Origin of the sequence: Acidovorax sp. (assembly GCF_034519795.1) — a bacterium.
Lineage (GTDB): Bacteria > Pseudomonadota > Gammaproteobacteria > Burkholderiales > Burkholderiaceae_C > Acidovorax.
Genome location: NZ_JAXHOB010000014.1, coordinates 512,646 through 534,634, shown reverse-complemented (window position 1 = coordinate 534,634; position 21,989 = coordinate 512,646). Strand labels below are relative to the sequence as shown.

22 protein-coding genes are annotated in these 21,989 nt (G+C 68.4%); 7 read left to right on the top strand and 15 right to left on the bottom strand.

The window, feature by feature from the left end; all coding sequences use genetic code 11:
• Positions 1 to 18 precede the first annotated feature (18 nt).
• Positions 19 to 2,247: a YccS family putative transporter gene (gene yccS / locus U5N23_RS19265; RefSeq protein ID WP_322594343.1), complete on the top strand. Its 2,229-nt coding sequence runs from the start codon at positions 19 to 21 to the stop codon at positions 2,245 to 2,247.
• A 20-nt stretch (positions 2,248 to 2,267) separates the two neighbouring features.
• Here yccS and U5N23_RS19260 read toward each other — a convergent pair whose 3' ends face one another.
• The 3 genes from U5N23_RS19260 to U5N23_RS19250 all read right to left on the bottom strand — a co-directional run bounded on the left by U5N23_RS19260 (position 2,268) and on the right by U5N23_RS19250 (position 3,990).
• Positions 2,268 to 2,843 (bottom strand): MOSC domain-containing protein, encoded by a 576-nt coding sequence (locus tag U5N23_RS19260; RefSeq protein ID WP_322594342.1) that lies wholly within the window; start codon positions 2,841 to 2,843, stop codon positions 2,268 to 2,270.
• Positions 2,844 to 2,850: 7 nt separating this feature from the next.
• Positions 2,851 to 3,306, bottom strand: a complete 456-nt coding sequence (locus U5N23_RS19255; protein WP_057200313.1) for an SH3 domain-containing protein — start codon at positions 3,304 to 3,306, stop codon at positions 2,851 to 2,853.
• Positions 3,307 to 3,468: 162 nt separating this feature from the next.
• Positions 3,469 to 3,990: a flavin reductase family protein gene (locus U5N23_RS19250; RefSeq protein ID WP_322594341.1), complete on the bottom strand. Its 522-nt coding sequence runs from the start codon at positions 3,988 to 3,990 to the stop codon at positions 3,469 to 3,471.
• A 211-nt stretch (positions 3,991 to 4,201) separates the two neighbouring features.
• On the opposite strand from U5N23_RS19250, the gene U5N23_RS19245 reads away from it, so the two are divergent.
• Both U5N23_RS19245 and U5N23_RS19240 read left to right on the top strand, forming a co-directional pair.
• Positions 4,202 to 4,984 carry an alpha/beta fold hydrolase gene (locus U5N23_RS19245; protein ID WP_322594340.1) on the top strand — a complete coding sequence of 261 codons (783 nt, stop codon included), beginning with the start codon at positions 4,202 to 4,204 and terminating at the stop codon, positions 4,982 to 4,984.
• Between the two features lie 8 nt (positions 4,985 to 4,992).
• Complete coding sequence (locus U5N23_RS19240; RefSeq protein ID WP_322594339.1) at positions 4,993 to 6,012, top strand: M14 family zinc carboxypeptidase; 1,020 nt, start codon at positions 4,993 to 4,995, stop codon at positions 6,010 to 6,012.
• 20 nt (positions 6,013 to 6,032) lie between these two features.
• Here U5N23_RS19240 and U5N23_RS19235 read toward each other — a convergent pair whose 3' ends face one another.
• Positions 6,033 to 7,373 carry a D-amino acid dehydrogenase gene (locus tag U5N23_RS19235; RefSeq protein WP_322594338.1) on the bottom strand — a complete coding sequence of 447 codons (1,341 nt, stop codon included), beginning with the start codon at positions 7,371 to 7,373 and terminating at the stop codon, positions 6,033 to 6,035.
• 128 nt (positions 7,374 to 7,501) lie between these two features.
• Here U5N23_RS19235 and U5N23_RS19230 point away from each other — a divergent pair, with 128 nt between their 5' ends.
• Both U5N23_RS19230 and U5N23_RS19225 read left to right on the top strand, forming a co-directional pair.
• Positions 7,502 to 8,416, top strand: coding sequence for a LysR family transcriptional regulator ArgP (locus tag U5N23_RS19230; protein WP_322594337.1), 915 nt, complete (start codon positions 7,502 to 7,504; stop codon positions 8,414 to 8,416).
• 164 nt (positions 8,417 to 8,580) lie between these two features.
• Positions 8,581 to 9,201 carry a TetR/AcrR family transcriptional regulator gene (locus U5N23_RS19225; RefSeq protein ID WP_322594336.1) on the top strand — a complete coding sequence of 207 codons (621 nt, stop codon included), beginning with the start codon at positions 8,581 to 8,583 and terminating at the stop codon, positions 9,199 to 9,201.
• Between the two features lie 80 nt (positions 9,202 to 9,281).
• On the opposite strand, the gene U5N23_RS19220 is transcribed toward U5N23_RS19225, so the two are convergent.
• From U5N23_RS19220 to U5N23_RS19210, 3 genes are all read right to left on the bottom strand, one after another.
• Positions 9,282 to 9,704 (bottom strand): universal stress protein, encoded by a 423-nt coding sequence (locus tag U5N23_RS19220; protein WP_322594335.1) that lies wholly within the window; start codon positions 9,702 to 9,704, stop codon positions 9,282 to 9,284.
• A gap of 111 nt (positions 9,705 to 9,815) precedes the next feature.
• Positions 9,816 to 10,661, bottom strand: a complete 846-nt coding sequence (locus U5N23_RS19215; protein WP_322594334.1) for a metallophosphoesterase — start codon at positions 10,659 to 10,661, stop codon at positions 9,816 to 9,818.
• Between the two features lie 12 nt (positions 10,662 to 10,673).
• Entirely contained in the window at positions 10,674 to 11,678 is a 1,005-nt protein-coding gene (locus tag U5N23_RS19210) for a LysR family transcriptional regulator (protein WP_322594333.1), read from the bottom strand.
• A gap of 128 nt (positions 11,679 to 11,806) precedes the next feature.
• Here U5N23_RS19210 and U5N23_RS19205 point away from each other — a divergent pair, with 128 nt between their 5' ends.
• Both U5N23_RS19205 and U5N23_RS19200 read left to right on the top strand, forming a co-directional pair.
• A complete protein-coding gene (locus U5N23_RS19205) occupies positions 11,807 to 12,232 on the top strand; it encodes a hypothetical protein (protein WP_322594332.1) in 426 nt (141 codons plus the stop codon).
• A 215-nt stretch (positions 12,233 to 12,447) separates the two neighbouring features.
• Positions 12,448 to 12,888, top strand: a complete 441-nt coding sequence (locus tag U5N23_RS19200) for a hypothetical protein (protein WP_322594331.1) — start codon at positions 12,448 to 12,450, stop codon at positions 12,886 to 12,888.
• A gap of 392 nt (positions 12,889 to 13,280) precedes the next feature.
• Here U5N23_RS19200 and U5N23_RS19195 read toward each other — a convergent pair whose 3' ends face one another.
• The 8 genes from U5N23_RS19195 to U5N23_RS19160 form a co-directional block, all read right to left on the bottom strand.
• Positions 13,281 to 15,143: a phosphoenolpyruvate carboxykinase (GTP) gene (locus tag U5N23_RS19195; protein ID WP_322594330.1), complete on the bottom strand. Its 1,863-nt coding sequence runs from the start codon at positions 15,141 to 15,143 to the stop codon at positions 13,281 to 13,283.
• Between the two features lie 288 nt (positions 15,144 to 15,431).
• Positions 15,432 to 16,139, bottom strand: a complete 708-nt coding sequence (queC, locus tag U5N23_RS19190; RefSeq protein WP_322594329.1) for a 7-cyano-7-deazaguanine synthase QueC — start codon at positions 16,137 to 16,139, stop codon at positions 15,432 to 15,434.
• 92 nt (positions 16,140 to 16,231) lie between these two features.
• On the bottom strand, positions 16,232 to 16,378 hold the full coding sequence (locus U5N23_RS19185) for a hypothetical protein (RefSeq protein WP_322594328.1): 147 nt from the start codon (positions 16,376 to 16,378) through the stop codon (positions 16,232 to 16,234).
• Between the two features lie 65 nt (positions 16,379 to 16,443).
• Positions 16,444 to 17,643 (bottom strand): threonine ammonia-lyase, encoded by a 1,200-nt coding sequence (locus tag U5N23_RS19180; RefSeq protein ID WP_322594327.1) that lies wholly within the window; start codon positions 17,641 to 17,643, stop codon positions 16,444 to 16,446.
• 85 nt (positions 17,644 to 17,728) lie between these two features.
• A complete protein-coding gene (locus tag U5N23_RS19175; protein WP_322594326.1) occupies positions 17,729 to 19,009 on the bottom strand; it encodes a TRAP transporter large permease subunit in 1,281 nt (426 codons plus the stop codon).
• A gap of 4 nt (positions 19,010 to 19,013) precedes the next feature.
• Positions 19,014 to 19,520, bottom strand: coding sequence for a TRAP transporter small permease (locus tag U5N23_RS19170; protein WP_322594325.1), 507 nt, complete (start codon positions 19,518 to 19,520; stop codon positions 19,014 to 19,016).
• A gap of 29 nt (positions 19,521 to 19,549) precedes the next feature.
• Complete coding sequence (locus U5N23_RS19165) at positions 19,550 to 20,944, bottom strand: FAD-binding oxidoreductase (RefSeq protein ID WP_416208635.1); 1,395 nt, start codon at positions 20,942 to 20,944, stop codon at positions 19,550 to 19,552.
• Positions 20,944 to 21,972 (bottom strand): TRAP transporter substrate-binding protein, encoded by a 1,029-nt coding sequence (locus U5N23_RS19160; RefSeq protein WP_322594324.1) that lies wholly within the window; start codon positions 21,970 to 21,972, stop codon positions 20,944 to 20,946. The genes U5N23_RS19165 and U5N23_RS19160 overlap by 1 nt, the downstream gene beginning before the upstream one ends.
• Between the last annotated feature and the right edge of the window lie 17 nt (positions 21,973 to 21,989).

Genomic DNA, 21,989 nt, shown 5'->3' with positions numbered 1-21,989 from the left:
CTGATGTGAGGCATCCCCGTGGACGAATCCTGGAAATCCAGCTGGCAGCGCGCACGCAACCATGAAGGGGTCACGCGCGGGGCGCGGGCCTTCTGCGCGCTGGCCGCCGTGCTGGCCTGGGGCTGGTGGGCGGGGTGGCAGGCCGAGCTGATGCCGGTGCTGCTGGGGGTGATCGCCAGCGCCCTGACGGAGACCGATGACAGCTGGCGCGGCCGCCTGCGCGCGCAGCTGCTGGCGCTGGGCTGCTTTGGCCTGATGGCGCTGGCGGTGTGGGCCACGGTGGCCTGGCCCTGGGCGCTGATGGGGGTGCTGGCGCTGTCGGCCCTTGCCTTCACCCTGCTGGGGGCACTCGGTGAGCGCTACCGGGCCATCGCCTTCGGCTCGCTGGTGCTGTTCATCTATGCCGCCCTGGCGGCGCACACCAGCCGCGCCGGGGCAGCGCAGGCGACGCCGCTGATGCTGGCGGGCGCCGCCTGGTACGGCCTGGTGTCGGTGGCCTGGGCCTGGGCCATGCCGCGGGCACCGGTGCGCTTTCGCCTGGCCCGGCTGTATGCGGTGCTGGGCGAGTACCTGCGCCTGAAGGCCCTGCTGCTGGAGCCGGTGCGCGATGTGGACCTGGAGCGCCGGCGCATGGCGCTGGCGCTGCACAACGGGCGCGTGGTGGATGCCCTCAATGCCGCCAAGGAAAGCCTCATGAGCCGCATGGGCCGAGGCCAGCCGCCCGCCTGGCTGCAGGCCGCCATGCACCAGTACCTGGCCGCGCAGGACGTGCACGAGCGCGCGAGCTCCTCGCACGAGCACTACGACCTGCTGGCCACGGCGTTCTTCCACAGCGATGTGCTCTACCGCTGCCAACGCGTGCTCACGCTGCTGGGTGAACAATCGCTCAAACTGTCGCTCGCCATCCAGCAGCAATCGCCCCCGCAGCACGGAGGCATGACCTCCCGCGCCATCGAGGACCTGCAGGCCGCCATCGCGCACCAGGACGGCATTGCCGCCGAACTGGCGGGCGCGCAGGGGGCTGCCCCCATGGCCCGGCCCCTGCGTTCGCTGCACGCCCTGGGCCACAACCTGGCGGCCATGGCCGCGGTGTTCGCGACCGCCCTGGGCGGCGCTGCTGCCGACGAGCGCGGCGGTGTCGACCACGCCCTGTTCGACCGCGAGCCGCGCAGCCTGGGCGATGCCTGGGGCCGCGTGCGTGCGCAGTTGCACGCGCAGTCGCCCTGGTTGCGGCACAGCGTGCGACTGGCCCTGTCGCTGCTGGCGGGCTTTGCCCTCATGCAGGCCACGAGCGATCCGCACGGCTACTGGATCCTGCTGACCATCGTCTTCGTGAGCCAGCCGCAGTACGCAGCCACGCAGACGCGGCTGGTGCAGCGCGCCAAGGGCACCGCCATCGGCCTGGCCCTGGGCTGGGCGGCGATCCAGCTGTTCCCCGGAGCTCTGGTGCAGGCCGCGCTGCTGGTGCTGGGGGGCGCCGTGTTCTTCGGCGCGCGCCACACCCGCTACGTGCTGGCCACGGCGGCAGTGACCACCTTGCTGCTGCTCGGTTTCCACCAGATGGGCATGGCCCAGGGCGTGATCCTGGCGCGCCTGCTGGACACCGCAGCCGGCTGCCTGATCGCGGCCGCTGCCTCCTGGCTGGTGCTGCCGCACTGGCAGTCGCGCCAGTGGCCGCGGCTGGCGGCCCAGGTGCTGCAGACCCAGGCCCTGTACCTGCGCGCCATCCTGGCGCAGTACCACAGCGGCAAGCGCGACCACCTGGAATACCGCCTGGCGCGGCGCAATGCACACAATGCCGATGCCGCGCTGTCCAACTCCTACAGCGCCATGCTCAAGGAGCCGCGCAGCGTGCGCGGCAACGTGGAGGTAGTGGCCAACTTCCTGCGCCTGTCGCACACCCAGCTCAATTACCTCTCGGCCCTGGGTGCGCAACGCGGCGGGGCCGGGGCGGATATGGACGCGGCAGACGAGGAGATGGCCAGCGCCCTGCTGCTGTCGCTGCAGCAACTGGCTGAAAAGCTGGAGCAGGCCCAGCAGGCCAGCGGTGCGCGAACCGGCAAAGCGCCTGCAGCCCCGGCCGTGGCACAGGTGCTGCAGGAGTTCGGCCCCACCGGCAGCGCGCCGCCCCACGCTCCGGCCCGCAGCCTCATGGCCGCTCAGCTGGCGCTGGTGGGCAAGGTCTTCCCGCAATTGCAGGAGCAGGCGCGGCAACTGGTGGAGCCGCCGCACGGCCGGGCCGTGTAGCGTGCGAGCGCGTTGCAGCGTCAGCGCGAATGCTTTGCGAACTTGGCCGCGAAGGCCTGCGCAATGCCCAGCGAGCGCCGGCCGGGCACCAGTGTGGCGCGCTGGCCGGCGGCGATGGCGCCGGGTTCGTCCACCGCCAGGTAGTAGCCGCAGCAGCCCGCCAGCGCCATCGCGCGGCTGGCCTGGGCAAAGCCCATCACCGCGTTGAACTTGAAGCAGGGCTCGCGCGGTGCGGTCACGCGCAGCACGCAATCGGGGAAGTGCAGGGTGTCGCCCACGAAGATCTCGTGCTCCAGCGGCCCGTCCACGGTCAGGTTCTCGCCCGCGAAGCCCGCAGGCAACACTTCATCGAACAGGCTCACACCATGCTCGCGGCGCTGCGCCTGCCAGAACGCGTAGTGTGCGGCGGGGTAGGCATACACGGCCTTGTCCAGGCCGCCATGCACGCTCGGGTCGGCCTGCTCGTCGCCCTCAAGGCCCAGGCGGTGCACGGCCACGGGGCCTTCGACCGGGTGCTTGCCGATGGCGGTGAGCACGCTGCGCTCTCCCACCTTCAGGCACCGGGCACTGCCCGTGTTGATGCTGCGCACCTGCATACGGCGCTCACCAGCCCCACAGCAGGCGGCCGGCCACCCAACCCCTGGGGCCGCCGTCCTGCTGGACCTTGACCCACTCGCTGCGCCGCTCCAGGGTGCGCAGCACCTCGCCGTTCTCCGCCGTCCCCAGCACCCGGCTGCGCGTGCTTGGGGCACTGCGGATGTTGGCACGGGGGCTCTTGACGATGTGGTGGGGCGTCTTGCCCACCAGAGGGCGGTGCACCCAGCCGGTGTCTCTTTCGAAATCGCGCACCTTCAGCCAGTTGCCGCTGCGCCCGATGACTTCCAGTGGAAAGCCCCGTCCGAGCGTGAACAACGCTGGATGCCGGGTACCGGCACCAGCGCGCAGGTTGATCTCGGGCTTGGCCACGCTGACCATGTTGCGCGGTGGAGCCGCCTGGGCGGATGTGGCCAGGACCAGGCCGATGAGACAGGAGGCGAGAAGGCGACGGGGCAGTGACATGGGGCTCCAGTGCAGGCAGGGCGGGCCCGGCAGCGCCCTCAGGCACGGGTTGGTGCCCGGTGCGGCCGGAAGCGATGCGGCCATTCTTCCAGCTTCGCCGTGCATGTCAAAACCCCGGCGCATGCCGCAGCGGGATGCGTGGGCTTGTGGCGCACCAGCGGTCTACAGCGGGTGCTCGGTGTAAAAGCGCCCGCCGTGGTACAGCAGCGGCGGCACGCCGGCACGGTGGCTGCAGCGCTCGACCTCGCCCACGAAGATCAGGTGGTCGCCCTCTTCATAGCGGCTGCGGTTGAAGCACTCGAAGCTGGCGGCCGCGCCGTCGAGCACCGGGGCGCCGCTGATGCCGGCATGGTGGCCGACGCCGGCCCAGCGGTCGATGCCGCGTGTGGCAAAACGTTCGGCCAGTTGCTTCTGGTCTGCCGCCAGCACGTTGATGGCGTAGTGTGCGCCATTGGCAAAGGTGGGCATGGTGCTGGCACCGCGCGACAGGCTCCACAGCACCAGCGGCGGGTCCAGCGAGACGGAGTTGAACGAGCTGGCGGTGAGTCCCACCAGGCTGCCGTCCTCATTGCGTGCGGTGACGATGGTGACGCCGGTGGCGAACATGCCCAGCGCATCGCGGAACTCGCGGGCGGAGAAGCTCGGGGGCCGGGCAAGGGCGGGGCGGGGCAGGGGGCGGTTCACGGAGGGCGGGCGCAGCGGCCGGAAAAGGGGGCAGGTGCCCATTATGGGCCGCATGCCACAGCCATGCTGCGGCCGGGGGCGCTGGGGGTGTCGCGCACGCGTGTCGGGCAGGGGTGCACGGAAAGCGATGGCCTGACCAGCGTCCGGGGTTAAAAAGGCCTGGGCTATCATGGCCAGGCCCTTGCCATGCAGGGCTTTTCGCAGGAAAACCATGGCACTCCTCCCCCATTTCTCCACCCTGGGCAGCGGGCATACCGTGCTCATGCTGCACGACGCCGATGGCGGCCACCTGACCTTTGCCCCCCAGGTCGAAACCCTGGCCAGCCTGGGTTACCGCGCCGTGGCCTGGGACATGCCCGGCTATGGCAACAGCGCCCCGATCGAACCCTATGGCTTCAAGGGCCTGGCCGAGGGCTGCATGGCGTTGATCGATGCGCTGCAATGCGGCCCCGTCACCCTGGTAGGCCACGGCATGGGCGCCATGGTGGCGCTGGAGGTGGCCGTGCGCCAGAGTGCCGTGGTGCGCCGCCTGGTGCTGTGCGCCGGCGGCCCTGCGCTGGATGCGCAGGCCGTGGCGGACTGGGTGGAGCCGCGCCTTGCAGCCCTGGACGCCACGCAGGACGACATGCATTCGCTGGCCCAGGCCCTGGTGCCGCAGTTCATCGGCAGCGGTGCCCTGCCCGAGGGGGTGCGCCTGGCCACCCATGCCCTGTCGCAGGTGTACAAGGGCTCGTACCGCCGTGCGCTGCAGGCCCTGTCCACCTTCGACCGCGCTGCCGGCGTGCTGGGCCGGCTGCACATGCCGGCGCTGATCATCGGCGGCGCGCAGGACCGCTGCACGCCGCCTGCCGCGCTGCAGGCCCTGGCCCACGTGCTGCCCGACGCGCGCCACCTGAGCCTGCCGCACGCGGGCCACTGGCCCCAGCTCGAAGACCCCGATGGCTTCGATGGCGCGCTGGCAGATTTCCTGGCGTCCTCGCGGGTACTGCATTGACGCAAGCCGTGACGCCCTGGGGATCCGGCTGGCTGGGTTCGGCACTGGCCGGTGGCGTGCTGGCGGCCCTGGCGGCCGGCGGCTTGTGGATCGCGCCCCGCGCCGATCTGGAGCGGGGCACCACGGCGCCCCGGGCTGCGGCCGTGCGCTCGCCGGCGGCCCCTGACGCGAAGGCGGTGGCCGAGCCGGTGGCGCCGCTTCCCGTTGCCGCAGCATCCGCAACCCCGCCAGCGCCGGGTGGGCCAGGCGCCTGCGAGCTGTTCCTGCAGCGGCTGCCCACCGTGTCGCGCGCCCAGTGCGATGCCGCGCAACTCACCCCGAGCGGTGCTGCCTCGGCGCATGGCGTGCCGCTGTTCTGGCGCGACCTGCCGGTGCCCGGGGTGCAGGCTTCCGCCGACGCCCCGCTGCGCGTGCTGGTGGCTGGCGCCATCCACGGCGACGAGCTCACAGCCGCTGCGCTGGCCTTGCGCTGGATCGCCCTGGCCGAGCAGACAGAGCGGCCGGTGCACTGGCGCTTCATCCCCGTGCTCAACCCCGATGGCCTGCTGGCCAGGCCCGCCACACGCACCAATGGCCGTGGCGTCGACCTGAACCGCAACTTCCCCACGCCGGGCTGGGACAAGGATGCGCCGCTGTACTGGGACAAGCGCACCCAACGCGACCCGCGGCGCTATCCCGGACCGTCGGCACTGTCCGAGCCCGAGTCGCAGTTTCTGCACGCGCAGATGGCGGCTTTCCAGCCGCACCTGATCGTGAGCATCCACGCGCCCTATGGCGTGCTCGATTTCGACGGCCCGCTGTCGCCGCCCGAGCGGCTGGGCCGCCTGTGGCTGGACCAGGTGGGCATCTTTCCGGGGTCGCTGGGCAACTACGGCGGTGTGCACCGCGGCATCCCGGTGGTCACCATCGAACTGCCGCACGCGTTGCGCATGCCCGAGGACGCGGAGCTGCGCTCCATGTGGGAGGACCTGCTGCGCTGGATGGGAGCGCATTGGGCCGAGGTCCAGGCTCCCGAACCGAAGCCCTGACGCCGCAGGTGGCGGCTCGGTCAGGAGGCTGCGAGGGTGGCGTTGCGCGGCTGCGCGGACTGCTGGCCCAGAAAACCGAAGTTCATCGCCGGCTGTTCGCCGCTGATCAGTTCGGCCAGCGCCTTGCCCGAGCCTGCGCCGTGCGTCCAGCCCAGCGTGCCGTGGCCGGCATTCACCCACAGCTTGCCCACGCGCGTGCGGCCGATGAAGGGGATGTTGGTGGGGGTGGCGGGGCGCAGGCCGGTCCAGTACTGCGGGTTGCCCCCCTGCTCGGGCGTGCGCGTGTCGCACACACCGGGCAGAATTTCCTCGATGCGGCGCGACAGCATGTGGCAGCGTGCCTTGGCCACCGGCGAGTCGAGCGACAGGTCGTAACCACCCAGCTCGATGGTGCCGGCCACGCGCAGCACATTGCCCAGGCGGCTCATCGCGATCTTGCGGCCGTCGTCGATGGTGGAGACCGAGGGCGCCGCCTCGGGGCGCAGCAGCGGGAAGGTCGCGCTGTAGCCCTTGCCGGGGTAGATCGGCAGGTCCACGCCTACCGTGCGCAGCAGCGGTGCACTGTAGGAGCCGCAGGCCACCACGACGGCATCGGCCTGGAGCAGGAAGTCCTTCTTGAGCCCGTTGGCGCCGCCGCGCGCCATGACGGCCACCGAATCGATGGTGTCACCGATCTTGTTCAGCCGCAGCACGTCGTGGCCGTACAGGAACTGCACGCCGCGCTCCGCGCAGCGGCGCGCCAGGGCCTGCGTGAACACGCGGGCGTCGCCGCTCTCGTCGGTGCTGGTGTAGGTACCGCCGGTGATGTGATCGCCATAGGCCTTGAAGGCCGGCTCGATCTGCAGCAGTTCTTCCTTGCTCACCAGGCGGCGCTGCACGCCGTGCTTGCGCATCAGCTCCACGGCGTGACCGGCATCGTCGAAGGACTTCTGGTCGGTGTAGAAATGGGCGATGCCGCGCTCGAGCCGGTTGTAGTCGATGCCGGTCGTGGCCACCAGGTCCTTGAGTGCGGCATGGCTGTACGCGCCCAGCGCCACGATCTGCTGCACGTTGCGCTCGAAGGCCGTGTCGTTGCACTGCGCCAGGAATTTGAGGCCCCAGCGCCATTGCTCCCAGTCGAGCTGGGGTCGGAACAGCAGCGGTGCCTCCTTGTCGAACATCCACTTGAGCGCCTTGAGCGGTGCCTCGCGGTTGGCCCATGGCTCGCAATAGCTCACCGAAATCTGGGCGGCATTGGCGAAGCTGGTTTCCAGCGCCGCATCGGGCTGGCGGTCGACCACGACGACCTCGTGGCCACGCTCCAGCAGGTGCCACGCGGTGCTGATGCCGATGATGCCGGCGCCCAGGATGATGGTTTTCATGGATGGCAGTGTGATCCACATTGCGTTCTACTAAAAGCAAAATTAAACTCAATCCAAACGCATCAGTCTGTCTAATGCAAGCAGTGCCCACAAGGCCACCCTTGCACCCGTTTGCCGAGAACCCTGCCATGAGCACCTACGACCCCGCCGCCCTCGAATGCCTTGCCGCCATCGTCGAAGAAGGCGGCTTCGAGCGCGCCGCCCAGCGCCTGAACGTCACGCAATCGGCGGTTTCGCAGCGCCTGCGCGCGCTGGAGGCGCAGGTGGGTTCGGTGCTCATCGTGCGCAGCCGGCCGCTGCGGCCCACCTCGGCGGGGCAGTTGCTGCTCAAGCACACCAAGCAGATGCGCCTCTTGCGCGCCGACCTCGAGCGCGACCTGCAGGAACTGGCCCCGAGCGCACCCGGCGCCACGCGCGAGGACGAGCGCATCTCGATCGCCATCAATGCCGACAGCATCGCCACCTGGGCCATGGGCGCGCTGCACGAACTGGTGGGCCAGCGCCTGCCGCTGGAAATCATCGTCGACGACCAGGACTTCACGCAGGAGTGGCTGCGCTCGGGCCAGGTGCTGGGCTGCGTCACCACGCTCAAGCAGGCGCTGCGCGGCTGCAAGATGGTGCCGCTCGGGGCCATGCGCTATGTGGCTGTGGCGTCCCGGGATTTTGCTGAAAGGCACCTGCCCCATGGGCTCACGCCGCACAACTTCCGCGAGGTGTCGTTCCTCTCGTTCAACCGCAAGGACGACATGGCGGCCGAGTTCGTGGCGCGCGCCTTCGGGCTCAAGCGCGTGGCGCTCAACCATCTGTTCGTGCCCAGCACCGAAGGCCAGATGCGCGCCGTCGCCGCTGGCTGGGCGGTGGGCGTGGTGCCCGAACTGCTCGCGCGCGGGCCGGTGGCCGATGGCAGCATGGTCGACCTGGCGCCGGGCCACGCACTGCCCATCCAGCTGTACTGGCACTGCTGGAACCTCGAATCCGTGGTGCTCGACGCCCTGACGGCCGCGCTCACCGCCACGGCTGCCAAGACACTGACCCAGCCCTGAACTCCAGGACAGCGGCAGCAAAAGCAGTCAACAGGGGGTAACCCGCACGAAATGGCACTCCCTGCAGTGGGGCGGCACGATTCCTGCAGACTAAAACGTGAACGGCGTAGTTGTATTGCAACTTTGTCATTTATTTTTCTACTGCAATGTATAAGATGGGGCCCATGTCTACCACCACGCTACAACCCAAAGTGTCCTTCAAGGAGCAGATGCACCAGGCTCGGGAGGGCGCGATCCTCCAGTCGGCCTGCCGCCTGCTGGGTGAGAAGGCCTTCGATGCCATGACCATGGACGATGTCGCCAATGCGGTGGGCATCGCCAAGGCCAGCCTGTACAAGCACTTCTGCAGCAAGGAAGAACTGTGCAGCGCCGCCATGGTGCAGATCCTCGCGCGGGTGCGCACCTACCTGGAGGGGCTTCCGGCCGAGCTGCCGGCGCACGAAAAGCTGCGCGCCCTGGTGCGCTGGTCGCTCGAGCGCCTGCTGACCAATGAAATGCCGCTGCTGCCCAGCCGCAACTCCACGCTGCGCGCCGTGCTCATGGCCGACAGGGACTACCTCGATGGCCTGGTCACCGTGAGCGACCAGATCGGCGAGTGGATCGTGCAAGCCCAGGCGCAGGGCGTGATCAACCCCACGCTGCCACCGCTGGTGGTGCTGTACACCCTGTACGCCCGTGCCTGCGACCCGGTCGTGACCTTTCTCAAGGAAGGCGGCCAGTATTCCGACGCCGAGATCGTGGACCTGGTGCTGCGCACCTGTTTCGATGGGCTGGTATCGAGGTGAAGCGGTGGTGGTGACTGCACGCTAAAACGCCCGGCAGTCCGGGCGTTTCGCATCAGGGGGCGGCGCATGCCGCCGCCAGCTCAGCGCACCAGCAGCACCGGCACCTTGCAGTGCGCCAGCACCTGCGTCGTGACGGAGCCCACGACCAGGGTGGCGATGGCGCCGTGGCCGTGCGAGCCCATCACCAGCAGGTCATAGCGGCCAGAGTCCGCCACCTTGGCAATGGTTTCACCGACATGGCCGACCTTGACGATGGTCTTGGCCTGCACGCCTTGGCGCGAGATGAACTTGAGCACCGGGGCCAGGATCTTGTCGGCCTCTTCGGCGTGGTAGGTGTCCACGGCTTCCTTGCCCAGCGCAGAGCGGGCGCGGGCCGGCAGGGGCGCCTGCACGGTGAGCACCGTGTAGTCGTGCTTCGGGCCCAGCAGTTCTTCGTGCGCCGCCAGGTAGGCGAGCATTTTCTTGGTGTAGGCGCTGCCGTCGACAGCGAGCAGGATGTTCATTCGAGTTCTCCTAATTGGAATGGTCAGACTAATCGGCGCGGGCGGTTGTTGTCTTGACCTGTGTCATGCTTTTCATCCTGCGCTCTGCGGGGCATGGGCCCCGTCGACCCATCATACGGTCACGCAGTACCGGGGCCGGAAGGTTTCCTGTTCCCCGTTGCGGGCATAGCCCAGCGGGTTGGCCACCACCCGGCATGCGAAGGGGCTGCCATCGGCCCGCGCGCCCTGTACCGTGTAGTCGCTCGGTGCATGCAGGTGGCCGTGGATCCATACCTGCGCATGGGGCAGCAGGTCGTCGAGCACGTTGCAAAAGCCGGCCGTGCCGGGCACCACGCCATAGCGCGGATCGGCGCTGCGCAGGCTGGGGGCAAAGTGGGTGATGGCCACGGTGGTGCCGTCGAAGGGCGTGGCCAGTGCCTCGCGCAGCCACTCTGTGCACACCAGCGCCAGCTCGCGCATGGGCTCGGCCAGGAAGGGCTCGCCGTCCTTGGTGCCGCCGGTCTTGCGCAGGTAGTGGTTGGCTGCGCGAAAGGCCTTCTCGCGCAGCTTCAGGCGCCGGGTGAGGTCGCTCACCTGCTGCTCATCGGCCAGCGCGTCGTAGTCGGCCCACAGGGTGGTGCCCACGAAGCGCACGCTGCCCATCACCAGGGTCTCGCGCTCCAGCATGCGGATGCCCAGGCGCTCGCAGGTGGCGCGCAGGCGCGCGTGGGCGACGTCGAAATCGAGCGCGTCGTACTCATGGTTGCCGGGCACGTACAGCACCGGCGTGGGCCAGCCGGCGAACTGCGGCAGCGGCGAAAAACGCGCCAGGCCGAAGTCCTCGTCCTGCATGCGGCCCCCCTCCTGGTAGGAGCCGATGTCGCCGGCCAGCACCAGCAGATCGGCGCCCGGGGCGGGCTCGGGCATGAAGTCGGGGTTGGCTTCGAGGTGCAGGTCGGACAGGATCTGGATTTTCATGGACCCCGCAGTCTAAGGGGATGTGCCAAATGGCGTGCCCGCTGCATGGCCGGGCTCCCCCTGCGGAAAGGCGCGCCGGGCCGCACGCGCCAGCGCCGACAGCAGCCAACCCATGGCCGCCTCCTGCGTGCTGTTGCGGCGCCACAGCGCGTCCACGTGCACCGGCGGAACGTCGAAGGGCAGGCTGCGCTGCACCAGCGCGTCGGCGATCCCGGTCACCGGCACGAAATGGCGCGGCAGTACGGTGAGCATGTCCGAGCCCGAGACCACGCGGCCGGCGGTGAAGAACTGGTTCACCGTGAGCACCACGCGCCGGCGCCGCCCGAGCGAGGCCAGCGCCTCGTCGATGAAGCCGAAGGGCCGGCCCGAAAAGCTCACCAGCATGTGGCGTGCCTCGCAGTAGGCATCGAGCGTCAGCGGCGCATCGGCCAGCGGGTGGCCCTGGCGCATCACGCACATGTATTCGCTGTCGTACAGCCGCCGGCTTTCGAACGAAACCATGCCGCCGGACTGCGCGCGCGCCGTCAGGTCGGCCAGCACGGCAGGAAAGTAGCCCACGGCCATGTCGGCTGCCTCCTCCTCCAGCAGGCGGCGCGGGTCGCGCGTGGTCAGGGGCACCACCCGCACGGCGACGCCGGGCGCCTCGCTTTCGAGGATCTCCACCAGCCCGGGCACCAGGGTCGCACCCGTGGCATCGGCCATGGCCAGCACGAAGGTGGACTCGGCCGTGGTCGGGTCGAAGCGGCCGGGCGACAGCGATTCCTGCAACTGCGTGAGCGCATCGCGGATGGGCGGCCACAGGGCCAGGGCCCGGGGCGTGGGCTCCACCCCCTGGCCGCTGCGAACCACCAGGTCGTCGCCCAGCACCTCGCGCAGGCGGCGCATGGCATTGCTCACGGCGGGCTGGGTCAGCGAGAGCTTGTGCGCCGCCTTGGTCAGGCTGCGCTCGGCCATGACTTCGTCAAAGACCCTGAGCAGGTTCAGATCGAGGGAGCGGAAGTTGAGGCGGCTGGACATGGTTCCAAATCATCACCAATGTGAATACCAATGATTCAAAATATAAACTTGAAGCGCTAAAGGGTAAACCCTAGTATCGCCACATCGCCCGGCAATGTCGCCAAAAGCGCTGATTAGGGGAACCGAAAATGACCAATTTTGTACACGTGGACTATCCCACCGAACACCCTGGCGTGATGCGCGCCGAAAAGGCGGCTGCTGCCCTCAAGGGCATCGCCGCAGGCTTCGACAGCGCCCGTGGCGCTGCCTCCCTGGTGCTGGCTGCCGTGGTCTCCGCCCTGCTGGTGCTGGCCAACCAGGTGGTCGATCGCTGGACCGACGGACACCTGCTGTCGGCCTGGGTCGTGCTCTGGCTGGTGGCGTTTGCTGCCCTGGCCCTGCTGTCCGCACCGGCCCGCCGTGCCGGCCTGGCCCTGCGCGCCGGCTTCGCTCGCTGGGCCGAAAGCCAACGCCAGGCTGCCGAAGACCGCCGCACCTGGCAGGTCGCCCTGCGCGATCCGCGCATCATGGCTGAGCTGCACCAGGGCATCACCGACATCCGCAAGTACTACTGAGCCAGCGCACCGGCCATCAGGCAGGGCCGACCTGGGCATTCAAGCCGTGGCATGCCACGGCTTTTTTGTTGCCGGCCGCAGCGGGATGGGGCGATACATCACTGCAGTGAATGGCGGTAATTCAAGATATAAACTTGATAACACCTGGGGTAAACCCTAATATTCAGTCACTCGCCCGGCAATGTCGCCACAAGCGCTAGAAAAGGGGAAACCAAATGACGAACTTTGCACACGTTGACTATCCAACCGAACACTCGGGCGTGATCCGCGCCCAAAACGCCGCTGCCGCCATCAAGGGCATCGCAGCCGGCTTTGACAGCGCCCGTGGCGCCGCCTCGCTGCTGCTCGCCGCCATCGTCTCCGCCCTGCTGGTGGTCGCCAACCAGGTGATCGACACCTGGAGCGAAGGCCACCTGATGGCCGCTTGGATGGTGCTGTGGCTGGTGGCATTTGCCGCCCTGGCCCTGCTCTCGGCCCCCGCACGCCGCGCCGCTGCCGCCCTGCGCGCCGGTTTCGCTGGCTGGGCCGAAAGCCGCCGCCGCGCCGCCGAAGACGAACGCACCTGGCAAGTCGCCATCCGCGACCCGCGCATCATGGCCGAATTGAGCCACGCGATGGGCGTGCGCACGGTGAACGACCTGCGCGCCTATTACTGAGCGGACCTCTTTCACCAGCCTGCCGCATGGCAGGATGGTGGACACCGACGAAAGCCGTGGCTGTGCCACGGCTTTTTTCATGGGCGTTAGGCTGGCACGACTGCCCATCCCTTGCGCCAATGCGCGCAACCACGGAGCACCCATCGGGGTCGAGTCGAGAACGAAGAGATTCCCCAGGAGCGCCTGCGTCTGGTCTTTACCTGCTGCAACCCGGTGCCGGGACAGAAGCCGCAGGTGGCACTGGCGCTGCGCGTAGGCGCCGGGCTGTCCACGGTCCAGAGGACGCACTGACCGGGTAGCGCCGAGAAAGCCATGAAAAAGCCGCCCGGACCTGCAGTCGGGGCGGCTTTTTCCTCGTGGTGCCCGGCAGGCCGGGCACGCTCTTCAGCCCATCAGGCTGCCAGGCGCTGTTCGATGGCGGCCTTGGTGTCCAGCAGGGCCTTGGGCAGGTGGTAGGCCAGTTGCTCGAAGTGCGTGGTGTGCAGCTTGAGCTCTTCGGACCAGGCGGCCTTGTCGATGCTGGTCACGGTGTTGAACTGGGCGGCGCTGAAATCCAGGCCCGACCAGTTGATCTCGGCGTAGGCCGGGGCCACGCCGAACATGGTTTCCTCGCCCGTGGCCTTGCCTTCCAGGCGGTCGATCATCCACTTGAGCACGCGCATGTTCTCGCCATAGCCGGGCCAGACGAACTTGCCGGCCTCGTCCTTGCGGAACCAGTTGGTGGTGTAGATGCGCGGCAGGGTGGCGCCCGAGGCAGCCAGCTTCTCACCCAGCGTGAGCCAGTGCTGGAAGTAGTCGCTCATGTTGTAGCCCATGAAGGGCAGCATGGCGAACGGATCACGGCGCACCACGCCCTGCTGGCCGAAGGCGGCAGCGGTGGTCTCCGAGCCCATGGTGGCGGCCATGTAGACGCCTTCGGTCCAGTTGCGGGCCTCGGTCACCAGCGGCACGGTGGTCGAGCGGCGGCCGCCGAAGATGAAGGCGTCGATCTTCACGCCCTTGGGGTCGTCCCAGGCGGCGTCGAGCGCGGGGTTGTTGGTCGCGGCCACGGTGAAGCGGGCGTTCGGGTGGGCCGCCTTGGCGCCGGTCTGCTTGGCGATCTCGGGCGTCCAGTCCTTGCCTTGCCAGTCGATCAGGTGGGCGGGCTGGCCGCCGGTGTCCTTCTCCATGCCTTCCCACCAGACGTCGCCGTCATCGGTCAGGGCCACGTTGGTGAAGATCACGTTCTTGTCCAGGCTGGCCATGCAGTTGGGGTTCGTCAGCGTGTTGGTGCCGGGGGCCACGCCGAAGTAGCCGGCCTCGGGGTTGATGGCGCGCAGGCTGCCGTCGGCCTGGGGCTTGATCCAGGCGATGTCGTCGCCGATGGTGGTGACCTTCCAGCCGCTGAAGGCCTCGGGCGGCACCAGCATCGAGAAATTGGTCTTGCCGCAGGCGCTCGGGAAGGCGGCAGCCACGTGGTACTTCTTGCCTTCGGGGTTGCTCACGCCCAGGATCAGCATGTGCTCGGCCAGCCAGCCCTGGTCACGGCCCATGGTGGAGGCGATGCGCAGCGCGAAGCACTTCTTGCCCAGCAGGGCGTTGCCGCCGTAGCCGGAGCCGTAGCTCCAGATCTCGCGCGTCTCGGGGTAGTGAACGATGTACTTGGTCTTGTTGCAGGGCCAGGACACGTCCTGCTGGCCGGCGGCCAGGGGGGCGCCCACGGTGTGCACGCAAGGCACGAACTCGCCGTCCACGCCCAGCACGTCGTACACGGCCTTGCCCATGCGCGTCATGATCTTCATGTTGACGGCCACGTAGGGGCTGTCGGACAGCTCGATGCCGATGTGGGCGATGGGCGAGCCCAGCGGGCCCATGCTGAAGGGCACCACGTACATGGTGCGGCCCTTCATGCAGCCGTCGAACAGGGGTTGCAGCGTGGCACGCATCTCGGCCGGGGCCATCCAGTTGTTGGTCGGGCCGGCGTCTTCCTTGGCGGCCGAGCAGATGTAGGTGCGGTCTTCCACGCGGGCCACGTCCGAGGGGTCGGACCAGGCCAGGAAGCTGCCAGGGCGCTTGGCGGGGTTGAGCTTCTTGAAGGTGCCGGCATCGACCAGTTGCTGGCACAGGCGGTCGTACTCTTCCTGGCTGCCATCGCACCAGTAGATGCTGTCGGGCTTGCACAGGGCGGCCATGTCGGCCACCCAGGCGAGCAGCCGGGCGTTCTTGACGTGCGAGGGGGCGTTGAGATTCAGGCCCTGCATGGTGGGTGCGTTCATCGGGAGCTTCCTAAGTTGAAAAACAGTCTTTTCAAAGGAAGCGTCCCGGGGCCCGGGGCGAGAGGCCTGGCGCAGGTGCGGATGCTGAGCGCTGCCTTTGAAAAAACGGCTTTCGTGCTCAGTCGGCGGGCGGGGCGCGGTTCATCCCCACGGGGTGGAGGACGGATTCCACGGATTCCGCGGGTCGGCTGGGATGTCGATTTTATGAATCTGCCGCCCGCTTGTCTGTCAGACAGGGCCTAAAACCATGCAAAAATTGCATGGGGTTATGCTTTTCAAGTGGGCGCTTCAGGCGCCAGCCGAGGCTACCCAGCGCTCGTAGCCGGCCTTGCGCAGCGCGCAGGCCGGGCAGGTGCCGCAGCCGTAGCCCCAGGCGTGGCGCTCGCCGCGCACGCCGTGGTAGCAGGTGTGCGACTGCTCCAGCACCACGTCCACCAGCGCCTGCCCGCCCAGGTCCTTGGCCAGTTGCCAGGTGTCGGCCTTGTCCAGCCACATCAGCGGCGTCTCGAAGGTGAAGCGCTGGCCCATGCCCAGCGACACCGCCACCTGCAGCGCCTTCAGGGTGTCGTCGCGGCAGTCGGGGTAGCCCGAGAAGTCCGTCTCGCACATGCCACCCACCAGGGTGTGCAGCCCGCGCCGGTAGCCCACGGCGGCCGCCAGGTTGAAGAACAGCAGGTTGCGCCCGGGCACGAAGGTGTTGGGCAGGCCGGCGGCGGTCATCTGGAGCTCGGTCTCGCTGGTCAGTGCCGTGTCGCTGATGCGGCCCAGCACGGCCAGGTCCAGCATGTGGTCTTCGCCCAGCCTGCCGGCCCATTGCGGAAAACGCTCGCGCACGGCCGCAAGCACGGTCTGGCGGGCCGCAAGCTCGATATGGTGGCGCTGGCCATAGTCGAAGCCGACGGTCTCGACATGGGCGAAATGCGTGAGCGCCCAGGCCAGGCAGGTGGTGGAATCCTGTCCACCGGAAAAAAGAACCAATGCGCTTCCGGGTCTCATGGGGCGGCTCCTGGGCGTTGAAGAAAAAAAGGGCAAAAAAAAGCCCCGCTGCGCGGGGCTGCCATGCAAGCGTGTGGGACGCTCCGTGGCGATCAGGCCATGTTCACGGCGATGAACGCCAGCAAGAACATCATGATGCCGCCCACGACAGGCAGCACGATGGGCATCAGTGGCACCACATTTTCCACGGCGTCGGCCGGATGCTCTTCAGGGGCTTGCGGGGTGTTGTGGTCGGACATGGCGGGGCTCCAGGTGCTTAAAACTGGGCCAATTCTAGCCGGTGTGCGACATCAGGCCCAGCCCGTCAGATCAGCACGGCCTCCATTCCCCCGTCGTGCAGGTGTTCCAGCACCTCCGCGATGTGGGCCTTGCCGCGCGTCTGCAGCACCAGCTCGATCTCCACGTTCTGCGCGGCCAGCATGGTGAAGGCGCGCTGGTGGTGCACCTCCTCGATGTTGGCGCCCGTGTCGGCCACCATGGCCGTGATGCGTGCCAGCACGCCGGGGATGTCGCGCGCGCTGACCTTGACGCGTGCCAGCCGGCCCGAGCGCACCATGCCGCGCTCGATGATGGCCGCCAGCAGCAGCGGGTCGATGTTGCCGCCGCACAGCACCAGCCCCACCTTCTTGCCCTTGAAGCGCTCGGGGTAGCGCACCAGTGCCGCCAGGCCTGCGGCGCCTGCGCCCTCGACCAGGGTCTTTTCGATCTCCAGCAGCATCAGCACGGCCTGTTCGATGTCGCCTTCGTCCACCAGCACCAGGTCGTCCACCAGGCGCCGGATGATCTCCTGCGTGATCTTGCCGGGCGTGCCCACGGCAATGCCTTCGGCGATGGTCGAGGTGCCCTGCGGGTGCTGCGTGCCCTGGATGGCATTCACCATGGCCGGGAAGCGCGAGGTCTGCACGCCCACGATCTCGATGTCCGGGCGGATCGCCTTGGCCGCCGTGGCCACGCCCGAGATCAGGCCGCCGCCGCCCACGGCGATCACCAGCGTGTCGAGGTCGGGCACGGCGGCCAGCATCTCCAGCCCCAGCGTGCCCTGTCCGGCGGCCACGGCCTCGTCGTCGTAGGGGTGCACGAAGGTCAGGCTGCGCTCGTCGGCCAGCTGGTAGGCATGGGCCCGCGCCTCTTCGAGCGTGTCGCCATGCAGCACCACCTCGGCACCGAAGCCGCGCGTGCGCTGCACCTTCACGCCCGGGGTGAAGCGCGGCATCACGATCACCGCATGCAGGCCCAGGCGCTGCGCATGGTAGGCCACACCCTGGGCATGGTTGCCGGCGCTCATGGCGATCACGCCGCGGGCCTGTTCCTCGGCGCTCAACTGCACCAGCTTGTTGCAGGCCCCGCGTTCCTTGAAGGAGGCGGTGAACTGCAGGTTCTCGAACTTGAGGAAGACCTGTGCGCCCACGATCTGCGAGAGCGTCTTGGATTCGACGCACGGGGTATCGAGCACGTGGCCCTGGACGCGGGTGGCGGCGGCTTGGATGTCTTGGAGGGTCAGCATGACCGCCATTGTGGCGCGCCGGGGGCCCTTTGGGCGATGGCGGCGCTGCCTTTTCATGCACGCGGCAGCCCGCCAGCAAGCTCCCTCAGCGCGTGAAGAAGCGCAGCGGCCCAAGCACCAACTGCGGGAACAGCGTGAGCAGCAGCAGTACCGCGCCCTGCGCCAGCAGGTAGGGCATGACGGCGCGGATCACCGGCTCCATGCGCTCGCGCGCCACCCCGCAGACGACGTTGAGCACCGTGCCCACCGGCGGCGTGATCAGGCCGATGGCGTTGTTCATGATGAACAGCACGCCGAAGTACACCGGGTCGATGCCGGCCATGCGCACCACCGGCATCAGCACGGGCACCAGGATCAGGATGGTGGGCGCGAAATCGAGCGCGGTGCCCACGGTGAAGACCAGCGCCATGATCACCAGCATCAGCAGCACCGGGCTGCCCACCAGCGGCTGCAGCATGTCGGCCACCACCATCGGGATGTTGGCGGCCGCGATGAGCCAGGCCGACACCTGCGCCGCCGCCACCAGGAACATCACCACGGCCGAGGTCTTGGCGCTGGCCAGCAGCAGCCCGTAGAGCTGCGCCCAGCGCAGTTCGCGGTACACCACGAAGCCCACGAACAGCGCGTAGAAAACCGCCACCACGGCCGCCTCGGTGGGGGTGAAGTAGCCCGCCTTGAGCCCGCCCACGATGAGCAGCGGCAGCAGCAAGGCCCAGAAGCCTGCGATGGTGGCGGACAACCGCTGGCGCAGGGGCATGCGCTCGCCACGCGGCATGTCGTCGCGGTGGGACTGGTAGGCCCAGGTGACCACGAGTGCCAGCGCCATCATCAGGCCCGGCACGATACCGGCGATGAACAGCTGCGTGATGGAGATGTTGCCCACCACACCGAGCATCACGAAGCCGATGGATGGTGGTACCACGGGCGCGATGATGCCGCCCGAGGCGATGAGCCCCGAGGCGCGCGGAATGTCGTAGCCGGCCTTGCGCATCATCGGGATCAGCAGCGCGGCGACGGCGGCCGTGTCGGCGATGGCCGAGCCCGACAGCGAGGCCATGAGCACGCAGGCGAAGATGGCCACATAGCCCAGGCCGCCCTTGAAGTGCCCCACCCAGGCGCCCGCCACGTCGACGATGCGCCGCGAGATGCCGCCGGCATTCATGAGTTCGCCCGCGAGCACGAAGAAGGGGATGGCCATCAGCGGAAAGCTGTCGGCCCCGGAGAGCATGTTCTGCGCGATGATCTGCGCGTCGAACATGTCCATGTAGAACATCATGGCCATGCCGCAGGCCATGAGCGAGAAGGCGATGGGCACGCCCAGCGCCATGGCGGCCAGCAGCGAGAGCACGAAGACGGCGACGACCATGGCGTCAGGCCCCTTCTTCGCTGACCGCGACCAGTGCGCCGGGGCTCACCCGGCCGCTCAGCAACCGCACGATGTTGACCACCGTCATCACGCCGATGGAGGCCGCGCACAGGTAGGCCACCGAGTACACCACGCCCAGCGAAATGCCGGTCACCAGGCCGGTGTTGGCCATGTTCAGCGCATGCTGCCTGAGCAGGCCCCACAGCAGCACCGCGCAGCAGGCCAGCGTGGTGCACTGCGCCAGCAGCACGGCGGCAAACAAGGCCTTGCCCGAGAGGCGGTGCACCAGCATGTCCATGCCCAGGTGGCCGCCCTCGCGCATCGCCAGAATGGCGCCCAGGAAGATCAGCCAGATGAACATGAAGCGTGACAGCTCCTCGGAGATGTTGATGCCCGAGTCGAACAGGTGGCGCAGCACCACGTTGCCGAACACCATGACGCACATGGCGGCCAGGCACAGCACGACGACCCCCTCCAGCGCCTTGAAATACCAGTGGATGAGTTGCTTCATGGAATGTGGGTGCAAAGAGGGGGCCCGCGTCAGAACGCGAAGATCTTGCCGGGGTTCATCAGGTTGTGCGGGTCCATGGCGTGCTTGATCTGGCGCATCAGTTCCACCGGGGCGGCGCCCAGTTCGTCGAGCAGGAAGCCCTGCTTGTGCAGGCCCACGCCGTGCTCGCCGGTGCAGGTGCCGTCCATGGCCAGGGCGCGCCGCACCAGGCGGGCATTGAGCGCTTCGGCCTGTTCCACCTCAGCGTGGTTGCCTGCATCCACCAGCATCTGCACATGGAAGTTGCCATCGCCCACATGTCCGACGATGGGCGCGAGCATGCCCGACTGCTGCAGGTCCTGCGCGGTCTGGCCCACGCATTCGGCCAGGCGCGAGATCGGCACGCAGACATCGGTGACCACCGAGCGGCAGCCCGGGCGCAGCTGCAGCGCGGCGAAGTAGACGTTGTGGCGCGCCTCCCACAGGCGCGTGCGCTCCTCGGGGCTGCTCGCCCACTGGAACTGCGCGCCGCCGCCGTCCAGCGCCAGGGCCTGTACGGTGGCCACCTGCTCCTGCACGCCGGCCGCACTGCCATGGAATTCGAAGAACAGATGCGGCTGCTCGGGCAGGCCGGTGCGGCTGTAGCCGTTGAGCGCGCGGATGGCCGTGGCGTCGACGAACTCGCAGCGCGCGATCGGCACGCCGAGCTGGATGGTCTGCACCACCACCTGCACGGCGGCATCGATGTCGGGAAAGGCGCACACGGCAGCCATCACGCTCTCGGGCAGCGGGTACAGGCGCACCGTGGCCTCCACCACCACGCCCAGCGTGCCTTCGGAGCCCACGAACAGCCGCGTGAGGTCATAGCCCGCAGCCGATTTGCGCGCGCGCTGGCCGGTCTTCACCACCTCGCCATCGGCCGTCACCACGGTCAGGTTGAGCACGTTTTCGCGCATGGTGCCGTAGCGCACGGCGTTGGTGCCGCTGGCGCGGGTGGCGCACATGCCGCCGATGGTCGCGTCGGCCCCGGGGTCGATGGGGAAGAACAGGCCGGTATCGCGCAGTTCCGCGTTGAGCGCCTTGCGCGTCACGCCTGGCTGCACGGTGGCGGTCTGGTCCTCGGGGTGGATGGCGACCACCTGGTCCATCTGCTGCAGGTTCAGCGTGAGGCCGCCGCGCATGGCCAGGGTGTGGCCTTCGAGCGACGAGCCCGCCCCGTAGGGCACCAGCGGCACGCGGTGCTCGCGGCACAGGCGCACGATGGCCACCACCTCGCCCTGCGTGCGTGCATGGGCCACGGCGTCGGGCGGCATGGCGGCAAAGATCGACTCGTCGCGCCCGTGGTGCTCGCGCACCGCCACGCTGGTGGACAGGCGCGGGCCGAGCAACTGGCCCAGTGCGTCGAGGAAGGCGGGCGGCAAGGGCGAGCGGTCGGGCATGTCCATCACTGCGGCTTGGCCGCGCCGCGCGCCTTGGCGATCTCGCTGCGCACCAGGGCCATGAACTCGGGCCCGATCTTTTCCAGGTGCGGCGCAATCGCTGGCGGCACCTTGTCGCGGATGGCCTGCAGGTCGGCTTCGGAGAACTGCGTCACCTGCATGCCCTTGTCCTTCATGCCCTGCAGGGCCGCACCGGCCTCGGCGGCGGTGGTCTTGCGCTGGTAGGCCGTGGCGCTCTTGGCGGCGCTGGTCATCATCTGTTTCTCGTCGGCCGAGAGGCTGTCCCAGTATTTCTTGGACACCGCGAAGATCAGCGGCGAGTAGACGTGGCCCGAGAGCGTCATGTACTTCTGCACTTCATAGAAGCGCTGGGTGTACATCAGCACGATGGGGTTCTCCTGGCCATCGAAGGCCTTGGTCTCCAGCGCCACGAACAGCTCGGACCAGGGCAGCGGCGAGGCGTTGGCGCCGATGGCCTTGAACGCATCGAGCGTGAGCGGGTTGGGCTGGGTGCGCAGCTTCAGGCCCTTGAGGTCGTCGAGTTTGTGGACCGGGCGGCGCGAGTTGGTGATGTGGCGAAAGCCATTCTCCCACCAGCCCAGCACGTGGATGCCCACGCCAGCGAGCTTGGTGTTCAGGTGCTGGCCCACGGGGCCGTCGAACACCGCATGCGCCTCGGCCTCGGTGTTGAACAGGAAGGGCACGTCCTGGAAGCCGAGTTCCTTGACCTGGCCCAGCAGCGCCAACGCACTGCCGGTGTAGAACTCCTGCACGCCGCCCTGCAGGGCGCCCAGCATCTGCGGGTCGGGCCCCAGGGCCTGGTTGGCGATCACGGTGATCTTCATCTTGCCGCCGGTGGCCTTGTCCATGTCGGTGGCGAACTGCTTGGCCGCCAGGCCGGCCGGGTGGTTGTCGGCCAGGCCATGGCCGAAGCGGGCGGTGCGGGGCTTGGCGTCCTGGGCCTGCACGCTGAGGGCGGCCAGGGCGGTGAGGGTGCCGATGAGGGCGGTGCGCAGCAGTCGGTTCAATGGCATGGCAGTCTCCTGGGGTT

What these genes read in the sequence shown, in the direction of transcription:
- U5N23_RS19255 (WP_057200313.1), bottom strand. Translation starts at nt 3,306, where the DNA reads ATGTCACTGCCCCGTCGCCTTCTCGCCTCCTGTCTCATCGGCCTGGTC.
- U5N23_RS19160 (WP_322594324.1), bottom strand. Translation starts at nt 21,972, where the DNA reads ATGCCATTGAACCGACTGCTGCGCACCGCCCTCATCGGCACCCTCACC.
- U5N23_RS19260 (WP_322594342.1), bottom strand. Translation starts at nt 2,843, where the DNA reads ATGCAGGTGCGCAGCATCAACACGGGCAGTGCCCGGTGCCTGAAGGTG.
- U5N23_RS19225 (WP_322594336.1), top strand. Translation starts at nt 8,581, where the DNA reads ATGTCTACCACCACGCTACAACCCAAAGTGTCCTTCAAGGAGCAGATG.
- U5N23_RS19200 (WP_322594331.1), top strand. Translation starts at nt 12,448, where the DNA reads ATGACGAACTTTGCACACGTTGACTATCCAACCGAACACTCGGGCGTG.
- U5N23_RS19170 (WP_322594325.1), bottom strand. Translation starts at nt 19,520, where the DNA reads ATGAAGCAACTCATCCACTGGTATTTCAAGGCGCTGGAGGGGGTCGTC.
- U5N23_RS19165 (WP_416208635.1), bottom strand. Translation starts at nt 20,944, where the DNA reads ATGGACATGCCCGACCGCTCGCCCTTGCCGCCCGCCTTCCTCGACGCA.
- U5N23_RS19185 (WP_322594328.1), bottom strand. Translation starts at nt 16,378, where the DNA reads ATGTCCGACCACAACACCCCGCAAGCCCCTGAAGAGCATCCGGCCGAC.
- U5N23_RS19180 (WP_322594327.1), bottom strand. Translation starts at nt 17,643, where the DNA reads ATGCTGACCCTCCAAGACATCCAAGCCGCCGCCACCCGCGTCCAGGGC.
- queC (WP_322594329.1), bottom strand. Translation starts at nt 16,139, where the DNA reads ATGAGACCCGGAAGCGCATTGGTTCTTTTTTCCGGTGGACAGGATTCC.
- U5N23_RS19205 (WP_322594332.1), top strand. Translation starts at nt 11,807, where the DNA reads ATGACCAATTTTGTACACGTGGACTATCCCACCGAACACCCTGGCGTG.
- U5N23_RS19220 (WP_322594335.1), bottom strand. Translation starts at nt 9,704, where the DNA reads ATGAACATCCTGCTCGCTGTCGACGGCAGCGCCTACACCAAGAAAATG.
- U5N23_RS19215 (WP_322594334.1), bottom strand. Translation starts at nt 10,661, where the DNA reads ATGAAAATCCAGATCCTGTCCGACCTGCACCTCGAAGCCAACCCCGAC.
- U5N23_RS19175 (WP_322594326.1), bottom strand. Translation starts at nt 19,009, where the DNA reads ATGGTCGTCGCCGTCTTCGTGCTCTCGCTGCTGGCCGCCATGGCGCTG.
- U5N23_RS19195 (WP_322594330.1), bottom strand. Translation starts at nt 15,143, where the DNA reads ATGAACGCACCCACCATGCAGGGCCTGAATCTCAACGCCCCCTCGCAC.
- U5N23_RS19235 (WP_322594338.1), bottom strand. Translation starts at nt 7,373, where the DNA reads ATGAAAACCATCATCCTGGGCGCCGGCATCATCGGCATCAGCACCGCG.
- U5N23_RS19230 (WP_322594337.1), top strand. Translation starts at nt 7,502, where the DNA reads ATGAGCACCTACGACCCCGCCGCCCTCGAATGCCTTGCCGCCATCGTC.
- U5N23_RS19245 (WP_322594340.1), top strand. Translation starts at nt 4,202, where the DNA reads ATGGCACTCCTCCCCCATTTCTCCACCCTGGGCAGCGGGCATACCGTG.
- U5N23_RS19210 (WP_322594333.1), bottom strand. Translation starts at nt 11,678, where the DNA reads ATGTCCAGCCGCCTCAACTTCCGCTCCCTCGATCTGAACCTGCTCAGG.